At 59.2% G+C, this 15,724-nt stretch carries 12 protein-coding genes; 4 read left to right on the plus strand and 8 right to left on the minus strand.

Going from position 1 to position 15,724, the window contains the following annotated elements; translation table 11 throughout:
* Positions 1–115: 115 nt before the first annotated feature.
* The 3 genes from chvE to mmsB all read left to right on the plus strand — a co-directional run bounded on the left by chvE (position 116) and on the right by mmsB (position 4,047).
* A complete protein-coding gene (gene chvE / locus BLV41_RS11045) occupies positions 116–1,237 on the plus strand; it encodes a multiple monosaccharide ABC transporter substrate-binding protein (RefSeq protein ID WP_074711676.1) in 1,122 nt (373 codons plus the stop codon).
* Between the two features lie 105 nt (positions 1,238–1,342).
* Positions 1,343–2,860: a multiple monosaccharide ABC transporter ATP-binding protein gene (gene mmsA, locus BLV41_RS11050; protein WP_425284293.1), complete on the plus strand. Its 1,518-nt coding sequence runs from the start codon at positions 1,343–1,345 to the stop codon at positions 2,858–2,860.
* Entirely contained in the window at positions 2,860–4,047 is a 1,188-nt protein-coding gene (gene mmsB / locus BLV41_RS11055) for a multiple monosaccharide ABC transporter permease (protein WP_044577118.1), read from the plus strand. The genes mmsA and mmsB overlap by 1 nt, the downstream gene beginning before the upstream one ends.
* A gap of 80 nt (positions 4,048–4,127) precedes the next feature.
* On the opposite strand, the gene BLV41_RS11060 is transcribed toward mmsB, so the two are convergent.
* From BLV41_RS11060 to BLV41_RS11075, 4 genes are all read right to left on the minus strand, one after another.
* Complete coding sequence (locus BLV41_RS11060) at positions 4,128–5,153, minus strand: LacI family DNA-binding transcriptional regulator (RefSeq protein ID WP_074711678.1); 1,026 nt, start codon at positions 5,151–5,153, stop codon at positions 4,128–4,130.
* 214 nt (positions 5,154–5,367) lie between these two features.
* Positions 5,368–6,348, minus strand: coding sequence for an aldo/keto reductase (locus tag BLV41_RS11065; RefSeq protein ID WP_074711679.1), 981 nt, complete (start codon positions 6,346–6,348; stop codon positions 5,368–5,370).
* A gap of 34 nt (positions 6,349–6,382) precedes the next feature.
* On the minus strand, positions 6,383–7,246 hold the full coding sequence (locus BLV41_RS11070; protein ID WP_074711680.1) for an SDR family oxidoreductase: 864 nt from the start codon (positions 7,244–7,246) through the stop codon (positions 6,383–6,385).
* A 4-nt stretch (positions 7,247–7,250) separates the two neighbouring features.
* Positions 7,251–8,222, minus strand: coding sequence for a helix-turn-helix domain-containing protein (locus BLV41_RS11075; protein WP_244516861.1), 972 nt, complete (start codon positions 8,220–8,222; stop codon positions 7,251–7,253).
* 645 nt (positions 8,223–8,867) lie between these two features.
* Here BLV41_RS11075 and BLV41_RS11085 point away from each other — a divergent pair.
* Complete coding sequence (locus tag BLV41_RS11085) at positions 8,868–9,443, plus strand: hypothetical protein (protein ID WP_074711683.1); 576 nt, start codon at positions 8,868–8,870, stop codon at positions 9,441–9,443.
* A 98-nt stretch (positions 9,444–9,541) separates the two neighbouring features.
* On the opposite strand, the gene BLV41_RS11090 is transcribed toward BLV41_RS11085, so the two are convergent.
* The 4 genes from BLV41_RS11090 to BLV41_RS11105 all read right to left on the minus strand — a co-directional run bounded on the left by BLV41_RS11090 (position 9,542) and on the right by BLV41_RS11105 (position 15,356).
* Positions 9,542–11,266, minus strand: coding sequence for an ABC transporter family substrate-binding protein (locus tag BLV41_RS11090; RefSeq protein WP_083360734.1), 1,725 nt, complete (start codon positions 11,264–11,266; stop codon positions 9,542–9,544).
* 67 nt (positions 11,267–11,333) lie between these two features.
* A complete protein-coding gene (locus BLV41_RS11095) occupies positions 11,334–13,451 on the minus strand; it encodes an ABC transporter ATP-binding protein (RefSeq protein ID WP_074711684.1) in 2,118 nt (705 codons plus the stop codon).
* Positions 13,444–14,370: an ABC transporter permease gene (locus BLV41_RS11100; protein WP_074711685.1), complete on the minus strand. Its 927-nt coding sequence runs from the start codon at positions 14,368–14,370 to the stop codon at positions 13,444–13,446. Before BLV41_RS11100 ends, BLV41_RS11095 begins: the two co-directional genes overlap by 8 nt.
* A 2-nt stretch (positions 14,371–14,372) precedes the next feature.
* On the minus strand, positions 14,373–15,356 hold the full coding sequence (locus tag BLV41_RS11105; RefSeq protein ID WP_074711686.1) for an ABC transporter permease: 984 nt from the start codon (positions 15,354–15,356) through the stop codon (positions 14,373–14,375).
* Positions 15,357–15,724: the final 368 nt, after the last annotated feature.

Below are 15,724 nucleotides of genomic sequence, written 5' to 3' on the forward strand. Positions count from 1 at the left end.
GTTAGCGCTAACAATGTTGATCGGCGCAACTTCCCTTGTTGGGACTCTTCGTCAACAACTCGCTGAACCTACTATCCCGTGGCAATGACGCTCACAGGGCGTAAAGGAATTCACCATGAAATTCAAGACACTAATCGTTGGTGCCCTGGCACTCGGGCTGGCACTCGGTGCCACAGGTTGTGGAACCCGCGGCGGCGGAGCAGCAGATGCCAACGCGGCAGGCGATAACAGCGGAGCACTCATTGGCATTGCGATGCCCACGAAGACCTCAGAACGCTGGATCAAGGACGGCACCGCCATCCAGGAATCACTGGAGAAGTTGGGCTACAAGACCACTCTTGAGTACGCCGATGACAAGATCCCGCAGCAGGTCCAGCAGGTCAGCAACATGATCACCAAGGGTGCCAAGGTTCTGATCATTGCCTCGATCGACGGAACCGCTTTGAGCGATCAGCTGGACGACGCAGCGAAAGCCGGAATCAAGGTCATTGCTTATGACCGTCTGATCAACGGCAACGCCAACGTGGATTTCTACACCACCTTCGACAACGAAAAGGTGGGTGTTGATCAGGCCACGTCACTGTTGACCGGTTTGGGCATCCTTGACGATGCCGGCAAGGAAACCGGCAAGACCGGCCCCTTTAACGTTGAACTGTTCGCGGGCAGCCCTGATGACAACAACGCCACCTTCTTCTACGACGGCGCCATGAAGACGCTCAAGAAGTACATCGACAACGGCACCTTGGTTGTCAAGAGTGGCCAGACCGGCTTCACTCAGATCGCAACCCTGCGCTGGGACCCGGCCACGGCTCAGAAGCGTATGCAGAACCTGATCGCCAGCGCCTACTCCGGCGGCGAAAAGGTTGACGGCATTCTCTCCCCCTACGACGGAATTTCCATCGGTATCATTTCCGCCCTTGAAGCCTCCGGCTACGCAGCCAGCGCCCTCCCGGTCATCACCGGTCAGGATGCCGAGGCTGCGTCAGTCAAGTCCATCATTGCCGGCCAACAGTACTCCACGATCTACAAGGACACCCGCAAGCTGGGCGACCAGGCCGTGACCATGGCGGACGACCTTCTCAAAGGCAAGACCCCCGAGGTCAATGACACCACCAGCTACAACAACAAGATCAAGGTTGTTCCGACCTTCCTTCTGCAGCCTGTAGTCGTCACGAAGGCCAACTACTCGAAGGAACTCATCGACAGCGGCTACTACACCGCCGACGACCTCAAGTAGCGAGACCTTTCGGTGGGGGCGGCAGGAGCTGCCCCCACCGAAACGAATGACATTCCCATCACGAACGCGAAATGAAGGTCCATCGTGACATCAACGATCCTTGACATGCGTGCCATCACCAAGACATTTCCAGGGGTCAAGGCCCTCCAGGATGTTTCGCTCGAGGTCAAACGCGGAGAAGTACACGCCATCTGTGGCGAAAACGGTGCCGGCAAATCCACTCTCATGAAGGTGCTCTCCGGCGTATACACGGCAGGCAGCTTTGACGGAGAAATCTGGTTTGAGAACCATCTCTGCCAGTTCAAGGACATCAAGTCCTCAGAGGCTGCCGGCATTGTCATCATTCACCAGGAACTGGCACTAAGCCCGTTTCTTTCCATTGCCGAGAACATTTTCCTGGGCAACGAACTCGCCAAGAATGGCTTCGTTGACTGGAACAAGACCAATCTTGAAGCATCAAAGCTACTGGCCCGGGTAGGGCTGAACGATCACCCCACCACCAAAGTTTCTGAATTGGGTGTTGGCAAGCAGCAGCTCGTGGAAATCGCCAAGGCGCTCTCCAAAGAGGTCAAGCTACTCATTCTGGACGAGCCCACGGCAGCCTTGAATGACAGCGACTCAGAGAATCTCCTGAATCTGATCAAGCATCTGCAGGGCCAGGGCATTACCTCGATCATGATCAGCCACAAGCTCAATGAGATCAAGGCCGTTGCCGACAAGGTGACCATCATTCGAGATGGCCAAACGATTGAAACATTGGACATGCACGCTGATGACATTTCCGAGGAGCGGATCATCAAGGGCATGGTGGGGCGCGATCTGAACAGCCGCTACCCCGATCACACCCCGACGATCGGTGAGGAACTCCTGCGCATTGAGGACTGGACCGTCCATCACCCGGTGGATCAAAGCCGCCAGGTGGTCAAGGCTGCAAACCTTAAGATTCATGCTGGAGAAATTGTTGGCATCGCCGGACTCATGGGCGCCGGGCGAACCGAGCTTGCCATGAGCGTTTTCGGTCGCACCTACGGAACTAATATCAGCGGAACCGTGTACAAAAACGGTGTCGCCATTGAGACAAAAACCGTCGCCGCAGCCATCAAGCACGGCATCGCGTACGCAACTGAGGACCGTAAACACTATGGTCTGAATCTTTTGGACAACATCCGGCGCAACGTTTCCGGCGCCGCCCTCGCCAAACTGGCCCGCTGGGGTTGGGTGGACCGCCACAAGGAACATGTTGTCGCGGAGGGGTTCCGCAAGAGCATGAACATTAAGGCGCCCGGCGTTGGTTCCATCACTGGAAAGCTCTCGGGCGGAAACCAGCAAAAAGTTGTTCTTTCAAAATGGATGTTCGCCAACCCGGATGTCCTCATCCTGGATGAACCCACGCGTGGCATCGATGTTGGTGCCAAATACGAGATCTACGGCATCATCAACCAACTGGCTGACCAAGGTAAAGGCATCCTTGTCATTTCCTCTGAGCTGCCCGAACTGTTAGGTATCTGCGACAGGATTTACACCCTGGCCGAAGGCCGTATCACGGCCGATGTACCCAGAGCCCAAGCAACAGCAGAATACCTAATGCGTTTCATGACCCAAGCAAAGGAGCAGGACATCTGATGACTGCCGTAAATTCCGCCCTTCAATACCTCACCGGACAACTCCGGCAGGTGGGGCTCTTCATCGCCTTGATCGTGATCATCATCTTCTTCCAGATCACCACCAACGGCATCACCCTGGCACCCATCAATGTCTCCAACCTGATCGTTCAAAACAGCTACATCCTCATCTTGGCTGTTGGCATGGTCATGGTCATTATTGCCGGGCATATTGACCTTTCAGTTGGCTCCGTGGTGGCGTTTGTTGGCGCCATGGCCGGCGTCATGATTACCCAGTGGCACATGCCTTGGTGGCTTGCGATCATCGCCTGCCTCGTACTCGGTGGCCTGGTTGGTGCGTGGCAGGGCTTCTGGATTGCTTATTTCGGCATACCGTCCTTCATCGTCACTCTTGCCGGCATGCTCACGTTCCGTGGATTGGCGCAGATCGCCCTGCAGAACCAGCAGATTTCACCTTTCCCAGATGAATTCCGGGCTTTGGGCAGCGGCTTCCTCCCCGATCTTGGCGGCGGAACATCATTCCTTGAACCGCTCACCATGGTGCTCGGCATTCTTGCCGCCGCAGCGTTTGTCATCGCCGGAATCAAGCAGCGCTCAAACTTGAAGAAGTACAACCTGGCCGACGAGCCCACCGCATGGTTTGTTGCCAAGCTGGCCTTCACGGCTGCCTTGATCTTGCTCATCGCATTCCTGCTGGCCAGCTACCGCGGCACACCGATCGTCCTGCTGGTCATGGGCGTGCTCATGGTGGGTTACTCGGCCGTCATGGCAAACTCCATTTGGGGCCGTCACATCTACGCGGTTGGTGGCAACGCCCACGCAGCCGAACTCTCCGGTGTGAACACCAAGCGCGTGACATTCACCTTGTTCATCAACATGGGTGTTCTGGCAGCCCTGGCCGGGCTCGTCTTCACCGCCCAGCTCAACCTGGCCAACCCGAAGGCCGGTGAAGGTTTTGAGCTAGATGCCATCGCCGCTGTCTTCATTGGTGGCGCGGCCGTGACAGGCGGCGTCGGAACCGTGATCGGTGCCATCATTGGTGGCCTGATCATCGGTATCTTGAACAACGGCATGTCCATCATGGGTGTTGGTACCGAGTTCCAGCAGCTCATCAAGGGGTTGGTCCTGCTTGCAGCCGTCGCGTTTGACGTCTTCAACAAGCGCAGGGCCAAGGCAACCCTCAAATAGTTTCAAGACGCGCAAAGAACTGTGTGGTTCCGAGGAAACTTCGGAACCACACAGTTTTTTCTTGCCCAAAATTGCGGCTCTCAGCTCTGGGCGGGCGGGGCCGTTGACGCACGGATAATGAGTTGGGGCTCCACAACAGCAGTCTGAGCGGGTGACGCAGTTTCAAGCTGGCTCACCATGATCTCAAGACAGCGCAGGCCCAGCTCCTGAAATCCTTGCCGGACCGTTGTCAGCGGAGGCACAAGGTAGGCGCCCTCTGGCAGGTCATCAACACCAACAAGTGACATATCGAACGGGACGCGGATTCCTTGCTCCGTGAACGCCCGCAACAATCCCACCGCCATTTGATCGTTCGCCGCGAACACGGCAGACGCATCTGAGCGTCTGGCCAGCTCCAGCCCGGCCAGGTAACCCGAAGCTGCGGTCCAGTCCCCCGTGATGAGCGGACCCTCCTCCAGTCCTGCCTGAGCAAGAACGTGGCGCCAACCCGCTACCCGTGCCGCTGAATCGATGAACCGGTCAGGGCCGGCAACGTGGGCGATTCTGGTGTGGCCAAGATCCACGAGGTGCTGAACGGCGTCGCGGGCGCCTTTTTCCTGGTCAACCATGACGCCGCTGAGCCGTCCGTCCGCGGCTGTTCCAACAATGACAACAGGCACTCCCAAATTGAGCTCCTGAAGCATGGCGGGAATATCTGCATGGGGGACCTGCACAACGATCCCGTCCACGCCCTGGTCCAGGAAGCGTTGCAGAGATTCGGCAATGCCCTCTTGTGAAATTTCTCGAATGCCCGCAATGCTCACGAAGTATCCGGCCTCACGGGCGGCTTCTTGGACGGCCAGCAGAATGTTGGACGGCCCATATTCGTTCATGCCGTTGGCCAGCAGCCCGATGGTCTGGGATCTGCGTGTCACCAAGGCCCGGGCTGCGGTGTTCCTGCGATATCCCAGCTCCAGTATTGCCTGCCGAACTTTCTCCCTGGTCTTCGGGCTGACGCTGGGGCTGTCATTGAGAACCCGGGACACGGTTTGATGCGAAACTCCGGCACGTCGAGCCACATCCTCCATGACGGGGGCACGGTGTTGATCCGTTGGCGGGGGAGGCATGATTTAAACCCTATGTCCACGAATCAGGGGCAGACCCCGCGACACTGCTTCGAGAACAAGAATCCAGCAGATAGAGAAGGTCAAAGATGTCGGGGTCATGCGGGTATTCGTTCTGCTGTAGGGGCAAGACTGCCTCTAGCGGAGTGCCTGGTAGCCGACCAGCACAGAAAACAAGGCCAGCCGGCTTCATCCATTGAAGCTGGTATTGGGGTATTTAGCTGTCGATGCTGGCCATATTCGCGTCGTCATGGCGGGCACCGGCTGCAGGCGTGAGATCGTTCAGGCGCTCAATTTGTGCCGCGCCAAGTTCGATACCGTCAGCTGCTGTGTTTTCCTCTACGCGGGCGACTCGCTTGGTACCGGGGATCGGGGCGATATCGTTGCCTCGGGTCAGAAGCCACGCCAGAGCAGTCTGAGCGGGGGTTGCCCCAGTTTCAGCGCCGATGGCCCGGACTTCGTCTACGATCCGCAGATTTCGCTGGAAGTTCTCGCCGGTGAAGCGCGGGTTGGTTTTACGCCAGTCATCATCTGCAAAGTCGTCAATGGTGCGGATCTGTCCTGTCAGGAGTCCGTGCCCGAGTGGAGAGTAAGGCACGAGGCCGATGCCGAGCTGGCGAAGAAGCGGGAGGATCTCTGCCTCGGGATCGCGTGTCCACAGGGAGTATTCGGTCTGCAAGGCTGCCAGTGGGTGGATGGCATGGGCACGGCGGATGGTGCTGGGGCTAGCCTCCGACAGACCGATGTGGAGGATTTTTCCTTCGGCGACGAGCTCGGACAGGGTGCCGACGGTGTCCTCGATGGGGATGTTCGGGTCCACACGGTGCTGGTAGTAGAGATCGATATGATCTGTACCGAGGCGCTTGAGGGATCCTTCAACCGCGATTCGGAGGTTGGCCGGGCTGCTGTCGATGAGTCGGCGTCGTTCGGAGTGTGAAAACAGGCCAAACTTTGTGGCTACGACCACTTCATCACGGCGGCCCTTGATCGCGCGGCCAACGACTTCCTCGCTGTGGAACGGTCCATAGATTTCTGCTGTGTCGATGTGAGTGGCGCCGAGTTCAATCGCGCGGTGAATGGTGCGGATCGACTCGTCGTCGTCGTCGAGCCCGCGACCTGTGGTGTAAGTCCCGGCCATGGTCATGGCGCCTAGCCCGATACGGGAGACGCTCAATGCGCCAAGTGCTGCATTCTTCATGGGTTATCTCTCTTCTGTGGCGAAGGTACTGGTGTTATGCGCCGTTGTGGGCAAGGTTGGTGGATAGTTGGCGATAGGCGTCGGACTGGCTGATCAGGTCCTTGGCCTTCAACTCGAAAGTTTCTACTGCATCGGCACCGGCGGCGAAGTGCAGGGGCGGATTGTCCAGCTCAGCCAGTTCAATGAGAGCCTCGGCGAGTTTGGCCGGGTCCCCACCCTGTTGTCCGTTCATGCTGCGCCAGCCCGTGATGGTCTGTTCAGCACGCGGGGCATAGTCCTCGATGGTGGGTGCGGCGTAACGGGTGGATTCCGGGCTGAGTAGCTCGGTGCGGAAGAATCCTGGCTCAACGAGCATCGTGCGAATGCCGAACGGTGCGATTTCCGGGGCCAGGGATTCCGCCCAGCCCTCCACCCCGAACTTCGAGGCTGCGTAAGCGGAGCAGAATTCTTGTCCAGTGATGCCGGCTGTGGAGGAAATCGTGACGACCAGGCCGGAGCGCTGGGCCCGCATAACCGGGAGAACCGCACGTGTAACGTTCATGGGCCCGAACAAGGTAGTTTCAATTTGAGCTCGGAAGTCCTCTGCTGTGATCTCCTCGAAAAATCCGGCGTAGAAGTTTCCTGCGTTGTTGACAAGCACGTCGATTCGGCCGAAGCGGTCGACGGCGGCCTGGATGGCTGCCGTCGCGTCGTCTGGGTTCTTTACATCGAGTTTCACGGCGAGCAGGTCCTGCTTTTCACCCAGGGCCTGAAGTACTTTTTCTGTGCTGCGCCCGGTCGCGACGACGGCGTGGCCGGCGGCAAGTGCTGCCTTCGCGATGTCGGTCCCCATGCCACGGCCGGCTCCGGTGATGAACCAGACCTTTTTCTGCGTCGTTTTTTCAGTTTGTTCACTCATGCGATCATTCATTCTTTCTTGGGGTTCGTGATCCCGGCTGGGCCGGTGATTTCTTGCCTGGGACAGTGGATCCACTGGCATGACTGCCTGCGCTGATAGTTGCGGCAGGAGCCTCCGCCCAGCTGGCTAGGAACGCCAACGCATTCTCAGAGGCGGTTCCGGGCTCGGCAGTGAAAGTGAAGAGAGTCTGTCCCTCATCCCCGGGGAGATCAAGTGCCTCGTACTGCAGGGACAAATCCCCGGCTACAGGGTGGTGGAAGCGTTTGGTTCCCGTGGTGTGGATTCGGACATCGTGCCCTGCCCATAAAACGGCAAACTGTCCGCTTCCCGTGGTCAGCTCACCAATCAGCTCGTGCAACGCCCGGTCATGGGGATTGCGACCGGATTCCGTCCGCAACATGGCCACAGTGGTCGCCGCAATGGCCGGCCAATCGGGGTAGAAGTCCCCTGCACCAGGATCGAGGAAGAGATAGCGGGCCTGATTGGGTAATTGTGCCGGGACGCCCGTCCCAGAGGGGGTGGCGGAATTGAACACTGGCCCGTAGAGGGCGCGTCCCAGGTGATTTGCGGCCAGGACATCCGATCGGCCATTGTGCACCGTGGCGGCCACCTCGGTCATGCCGTCCAGCAGATGCAATACACCGGGACGGACCCTTTGCTGTGGTGGCCTCCGTGACGCCCGACTTGACGGTATATTGGCCGCCCGTGCCAAGTCCATCAAATATGCCTGCTCTGCTTCGTCGAGTTGAAGAGCGGCTGCAACGGCACCGATGACCGAGTCTGATACACCGCGCAGGTTGCCTCGTTCCAACCGCGTGTAGTAGTCAGTACTCACTCCGGCGATCTGCGCCACTTCTTCGCGGCGCAAGCCCGGTACACGGCGCAGTTCTCCGTAACTGGGGATTCCGGCCATCTCAGGATTGATCTTGGCACGACGCGAGATCAGGAACTCACGAATATCATCTCTTTTTTCCACATCCCCCACGCTACGCAAGCCCGGCCCTCGGTGGCAGTGTCTATCAAACACCCCCATCCGCCAGAACCGCAGTATCCGAGTCTCTTCTCATGCTGCTCCATTGCCTACTCGGCTGTGGTCTGAGGAATAATGCCTACTATGGAAGCCACCACGTATCGAGTCCACTCACCCCTGAGGTGGTTCGCCCGAATACTTGGTTTGACGCTGATGGTTACCGGCACTTGGAGCTCGGTCGATGTGGCGGGCACTTGCGATGTAACAGCATCCCGCCCCGCATCCTCGAGTTGTGGTGGCTTGGAGCCCATGGCCTTCCTGCTACTTCTGGCGGTGGGGATCCTCATCTATGTTGGGGCCTTCCGAAAGCTCACGAACAAGCAGCTCTCGAGTCCGCTCATGGATGTGCTGATTTCCTTGCCACCTGCCGCCTTTCTGCTTTCGACTTGGGCCGCTGCCAGCTCCTTATCAAGGTGGAGCCAGAATCTCCCGCTTGCCTTCACCTTGATGGGACTCATTGCTCTGGCGGGCACCGTGGGCCTTTCGATATTGATACACAAATACATGTCAACCACGACTGATTCGAATAGCGCGCCAACAGCTAGTTGAGTCCGCTCGGACAGGGTAAATCTCTGGCATTCTTGAAGGACTATGGAAACTGCCCCAGAAACTCCGCCCTCCAGATCCCTCTACTCCACGCCGACACGCATATTGTCCGTGGTGGCAGTTGTAATCTGCGGCGCACTTTCCGCGAATCTGGTCCTGACGGGCACCCCGAGTTCCATCTGGGAATTCCTGCCCTGGCTGCTCTTCGTCGCTTGGGGAATTTATGTTTTGCTGTGGCGCCCGTGCTTGTTGATCCGCCCGGACGGCCTCTTCATCCGCAACATCTTGCGGGATCACGAGATCCCCTTTCCGGCGCTCAAGGCCATGCGCGTCATCCAGAACGTCAGCTTCGACACCACGACCGGCCGGATTCCCAGCTGGGGCGCTCCCGGTGCCGGAAAATTGGGCCCGAAGCTTTCGGCTGGCCCTGGCGGGTTGCCCTTGCTGCCGCCAACTCAGGCTGCCGTCCAAAGCGCCTGGGATGCGTGGGAACGGCGCACCGAATCCATGCCTGGGCGCGGGCATAGCCAAGAATCAAGGGTGACGAGCAGCTGGAACCTGCCATCCGGCGTCGTGGGCGTCCTTTTATTGGTGTTCAGCATAGCCAGTGTGCTGACGTAAGTTTCGACAAGCTCAACCAACGGTGGGGACGGCAAAGGGCCCGGCCCCTGAGGTCTCGACAATCTCGACCTCCGGAACCGGACCCTTGTTTAGCCGGGTTAGGACTTGAAGCCCACAGCTGTCCAGTCGATGGACTGGAACTGCGCGGCACCGTAGTTGACCAAACCGTTCGTTACACCAAAGGTGTTCGGGGTCGGGGTCAGCGGGATGACGGGGGTGTATGCGAAGATGGCCGCGTCGATCTTGTTGGCCAGTTCGATGCGCTTTGCGGGATCAAGTTCGGCATTGGCCGCAGCCCACATCTCGCCGAGCTTGTCATCGGTGACGCCGGAGAAGTTCTGGCCGGCATCCTTGGGGTAGAAGATCGATTCCGTCGAGGCAACCGGGTAGGCGGTGCCGGACCAGGCGAATCCGGTCATCTGGAAGTTGGACTTGAGCACGTAGTCGGAGAAGAACTTGTCCTCCGGAACGGTGTCGTTCTTCAGGGTGATGCCCACAACTTTCAGGTTGGCCTGGATCTGCTTGAAGATCTGCTCTGACACTGGGTTGTTGGCATCGAGGGTGTAGGTAAGTTCCAGCTTGGCGCCGTCCTTTTCGTAGGTGCCATCGGAGCCCTTGGTGTAGCCGGCCTCCTTGAGCAGCTCCTCGGACTTGGCTGTGTCGTAGCCGATCACGGACGTGGCGTTGTCGGCGTAGCCCTTCTGGCCAGGCATGTAGATGTAGCTGTTCTGGCTGGACACCGGGGCGCCGATGGGGCTCAGGCGGCTGGCCGAGATCGTGTCGCGGTCAATGGCGCGGCCCACGGCCTGGCGGACCAACGGATCAGCCAACGGTCCCTTGGAACCATTCAGCGTGACGTGGTTCCAGGTCAGGCCACCGGACTGCTGGACGGTGCCGTCCGTGCGCTTCTTGGCGGTGTCATAGTTGTTCTTGTTGGTGCCGATGCTGAAGGCGTCGAGTTCCTTGTTGGCGTAGGCCTGGGCCAAGCCGTCGCGGGAAACAACCTTCATGATGATTTTTTCCAGCTTGGGCTTCTGCCCCCACCACTTGTCGTTCGGGACCAGGGTGACAACCTGTCCTGCGGTGTCAACATTGGAGACCTTGAACGGTCCGCTGGAGGGAAGCGGCTTGGACTTGTAACCTTCGTTGAAAGCAGTCACGTCGGCTGCAACAGCTGCCGGGAGAACGGCGGCCTGAGACTGGCCGGCCGTGCTGCCGCCCAGGATTGAGGCCCAGTCAGCGTTCTTGTTCTTGAAGGTGATCTTGAAGTTGAAGTCTGTGTCGCCCTTGGTCACCGATTCGATGTCCTTGTAAACGTTGTCTCCAACAATCTGGTAATCCTTGTTACTCCCGTTATTCGCCTTGATCGTGGCGTCATAGTCCTTGTAGGTGATGGGCGTGCCATCCTCCCAAACGGCCTTCGGATTCAGCTTTATCTCAACAACCTGGGGGTCCTCGCTCACAAGTTTCACGTCTGTGGCGTAGTCCGGGTTGAGTTCCCATTGGCCGTCAACAGTGTTGCGGACCGGCCCACCTGTGGTGGGGTCCATGATTTCTGCGCCCGACTTGACGTTTCCATCGACCTGCAAGGTGTTCCAGTTATCAGGCAACTGGTCCACTGCCAACGTCAATGTTCCACCGTCCTTGACGGAGCCGTAATCGGCCGCCGTCCACGCCGTGGTGGGCAGGGCAGCCGTTTCCGCGGCGCCCTTGCTGCTGTCAACGGTGGCATTGTTCCCGCCACCACCGCCGGCACTGCAGCCGGTGACTGTGAGGGCAAGAGCCAGGACTCCGGCTCCCACCATCTTGTTGATGTGTTTCATTTCTTTCCTCCCATTGAAAGATCCCGGCGGGTCATTTGTGGTGTCCCGAGGGCTGTGGTTGCGGTGATTATGCGGGGGTCATGAGGTCTATGCGTTCGGCGTGGTGACAGGCCACTTCGCTGCCGTTGACGGAACGCTGTTCGGGGTCTTGATTCCGGCAACGCTCCTGGCCGGTCTCATCCATGAGCCGGTACAGGGGGCAGCGGGTGCGGAAGTTGCAGCCCGTGATGTCTTCCGTGGGGCTGGGCAGATCGCCGTCCAAAATGATCCGGCTACGGCTGCGCTCCACGGCCGGATCTGGTACGGGCACGGCAGAGAGCAGCGCTCGGGTGTAGGGGTGCTGCGGGTTGTCGAAGATCTGCTCCGCCGGACCGCTTTCAACAATCCTGCCCAAGTACATGACGGCAACATCATCGGCGATCTGCCGGACCACGGCCAGATCGTGGGCCACGAACAAGTAAGAGAGTCCAAGTTTTTCTTGCAGATCCTGCAGCAGATTGATGACACCGGCCTGGATGGAAACATCCAGGGCCGAGACAGGCTCATCCAGCACCACAATCTTGGGGTCTGTCACGAGCGCTCGGGCAATGCCGATGCGCTGGCGCTGACCGCCGGAAAATTCATGTGGATACCGCGATGCCATGGACGGGTCCAGGCCTACCAGCTCCAGAACGTCCGCCACCTTTTTCAGCCGCTCCGTCGCCGGAACGCGGTGGACCGTGAGTGGTTCGCCCACAATGTCCTGAACGGGAAGCCGAGGATCCAGGGATGCCATGGGGTCCTGGAACACCACTTGAATGTCTTGGCGCAGTGCACGCCGTTCCTTTGCCGTTAGGGTCGCCACATCCCTGCCGTTGATGATGACCTTGCCGGTCTGGGGCTTGGCCAGTTCCAGAATTTCCATGATGGTAGTGGATTTTCCACAGCCGGATTCACCCACCAATCCGAGTGTCTGACCGGCCTTGATCTCGAAGCTGACACCGTCCACGGCGCGCACCGTGCCTATGGTGTGCTTGAAAATGGAGCCCTTGGACAGCGGGAAATGCCGCTTGAGCGAGTAAACCTCCATGACATTTTCAGGCACGACGTCGGCCCGCTCGGCAGCTGCCACAGGCGCGGGCACGGGGTAGATTTCTCCTCGTTTGAGCTGTCCGGCTTCAATTTCGGCGACCCGCAAGCAGGCCGAGGCGTTCAACGGGTCATCGTTGATCTTGATCAGTGGCGGTTCTGTGGTGAGGCAGGCATCGATGGCCACGGGGCAGCGCGGTGCGAATGGGCAGCCTGGTGCAAGATTGCTTAGCTGGGGCGGACGCCCCTCCAGCGGCACCAACCGGGTATGGCCGGCCGTGGCCAGATTCGGCATGGACCGCAACAGGCCAATGGTGTATGGCATGGACGGCGCGCGGAACACCTGCTCCACGGTGCCTGTTTCCACAATCCGTCCCGCATACATGACCGCCAGCCTGTCGGCATTGCCGGCCACCACACCCAGATCGTGTGTAATGAGCACCACCGCGGCACCGGTCAACTCCTTCGCCTTCTGCAACACCTCCAGGATCTGCGCCTGGATGGTGACATCCAACGCCGTGGTGGGTTCATCGGCGATGATCAGGCGGGGGTTGTTGGCAATGGCGATGGCGATCATGGCGCGCTGGCGCATGCCGCCGGAGAATTCGTGCGGGAAGGCTTGGGCGCGGCGCTCCGCGTTGGGGATGCCCACGATCTTGAGCAGTTCCACGGCGCGGGCGTTCGCCGCCAGCTTGGACAATTTGCCGTCGTGAAGCTGGAGAGCCTCAGCAATCTGTGTGCCGATCGTGTACACAGGGGTCAGTGCGGACAGTGGATCCTGAAAGATGATGGAAATACCTTCGCCGCGCAGCTTGGACAAGTCCTTGTCGCTGCGGCCCAACAGGGATTTTCCCTCGAAGAGGATGTCGCCGGTGACCTTGGCCGAAGATGGCAGCAGCCCCATGACAGCCAGCGAGGATACCGACTTTCCTGAACCGCTCTCCCCCACAATGCCAAGGAATTCGCCCTTGTCCACGTGGTAATTGACGCCGCGAACGGCCGTGACTGCACCGCCGGGCTGCGGGAAGGTGACGCTGAGATCGCGCACCTCAAGCAGGTGGTTGGACTGCACGGTGCCGCGCTGGGCGGTTGAAGACGAGGTGAGAATGTCAGTCACGGTTGACTCCGGAGGTTGGGTCCACGGCGTCGCGCAAGGCATCGCCAACAAGGCTGGCCGAGAGCACCGTAAATACGAGGATGGCCGCGGGGAAGACGAACAGCCACGGGCGGGTTGCGGCGGCGCCTTGGCCGGCGGAAAGCAGTGTGCCCAGGGAGACGTCCGGGGCTTGGATGCCGAAACCGAAGAAGCTCAGGGTGGTCTCACTCAAGATGGCTGCACCAACACCCAACGTCGCGTCGATGATCAGCAGCGATGACACATTCGGCAGCACGTGGCGGCGGATGATGGTCCAGGTGTCCACGCCCATGAAACGGGCCGCCTTGATGAAGTCGCGTTCGCGCAGTGACTTGGTCTGTGCCCGGATGACACGGGCCATGATCATCCAGCCGAAGCCGGCCAAGAGGAAAATCAACGCCACCCAGGACAATGACTTGAAAATGGGGCTGAGGAGGATGAACAAGAACAGGCTCGGCAGAACCAACAGCAGGTCAATGACCCAGATGATGGCCCTATCCCACCAACCGCCAATGTAACCGGCAATGGCGCCCACAATTCCGGCAATGATGGCGGCCAGCGGCCCCACCAACAGTCCAATGATCAGCGACTTGCGCAGGCCAACAACGGTTTGGGCGTAGATGTCCTCACCAATATCGCTGGTGCCAAACCAGTGGAGGGCCGACGGGCTCGAACCCATGTTGTACACGTCAAGGTCGGTGTAGTTCCACGCATTGGGCACCAAACCAAAGATGGCCCACAGGCTGATGAGGGCAAGGCCAACAAAACCAACCCAGAACCGCGGGGTGGAACGCAGCCGGGACACCACCAGCCGGAAGCGGGACACCGGCTTCTTGGACTGGACAATCTCGGCGCTCGCGGCCACGACGTCGGGGACTGCAATTTCTTCAAGCATTGACATGGCTACACCCTCACTCTCGGGTCAAGGGCTGCGTACACAACGTCCGCCAAGGTTCCCGCTATCAGGATCAAGATCGCATTGAACAAGATGGCACCGGTAAAGGCGTTGATGTCGCTTTGTTGGATGGCCTGCACCAGCATCTCGCCCATGCCATGCCAGCTGAACACCAACTCTGTGACGGCGGCGCCGGCCAGGACGGTGGCGAAGGAGTACGCAAAGTAGGTGGACATGGGGATCAGTGCCACCCGGACGCCGTGCCGGACAAGGGCCGAGCCGCGGGTGCGTCCCTTGGAGCGGGCAGTACGGATGTAGTCGGCCGAAAGGACGTCCAGCATGGCGCTGCGCTGGTACCTGGAATATCCGGCCGCCCCCATGAGCGCCAGGGAAATTGTTGGAAGGAGCAGGTGGGCGGCGCGGTCCCAGAAGTGAACCCACCAACCGCCGTCGAGCCCTGCCGTGTATTCACCCGTGAAGTTGATCAACTGCATGCCCAGAACGTTGTTGAACGAGGTGGCAAGGATCATCAGCAAGATGCCAATGACGAACGAGGGCATGGCCAGAACCGTGAAAGAGGCGTAGGAAATGATCTGGTCGCTGGCCTTGTACTGCCGTACGGCACCCCATACACCCAGGATGACGCCCACGAGTGCGGCGATGATGGTGCCCAAAATCAGCAGGCGCAGGCTGGTGCCGGCGCGTGCCGTCATCTCGCTGATGACGCTGGTGTTGTGAATGGTGTCGCCGAGGGATCCATGGGTCACCAGATTCACGATCCATGCCCAGAGCCGCTCAATGACAGGAGTGTTGGGGTTGACGCCCAAGCCGTCCAGGATTGCTCCGATGGTTTCATCGGAGGGGCGGGGATTGCGGCCAAGGTACCTGCTGGCCGGGTTCAGGATGACGCTGGCCAAAACGTATGCACTCAGGGTCGCGATGGCCGAGAGGATCGCGTAGTTGATGAATCTTTTTGCGATGAAGCCGATCATCTGATCAGCCTCCGCAAAGCAGCGACGGCGGCATCGCAGTCTTGATGCGCCCTCCGCTGCGTGGGTGAGTGCAGTGGCATTAAGTCATCCTTCACGCTGGCCCGCTGCGGTGGCCAGGGGTGGCGGCCGGTCCTCAACGAGGGTTGTACATTTCCTTGGCGCTGCAGGGAATGTTGTCCCCGTCACACACCGTGAGGCAAATGTACCGCAGCTCACACAACAAAATGCCGATCAAACTGAGCCCCCTATCCAAAAGGACTACTAGCCGGTAACTCGCTAATATCCCGGTAACGAGAAAACTGCAGGATCCCGCGGACCCCATACCGTCCATCCGGGCAAAACCGTGACCCAAGCGTTATGCGCTTAAT

The organism is Arthrobacter alpinus, assembly GCF_900105965.1.
GTDB lineage: Bacteria > Actinomycetota > Actinomycetes > Actinomycetales > Micrococcaceae > Specibacter > Specibacter alpinus.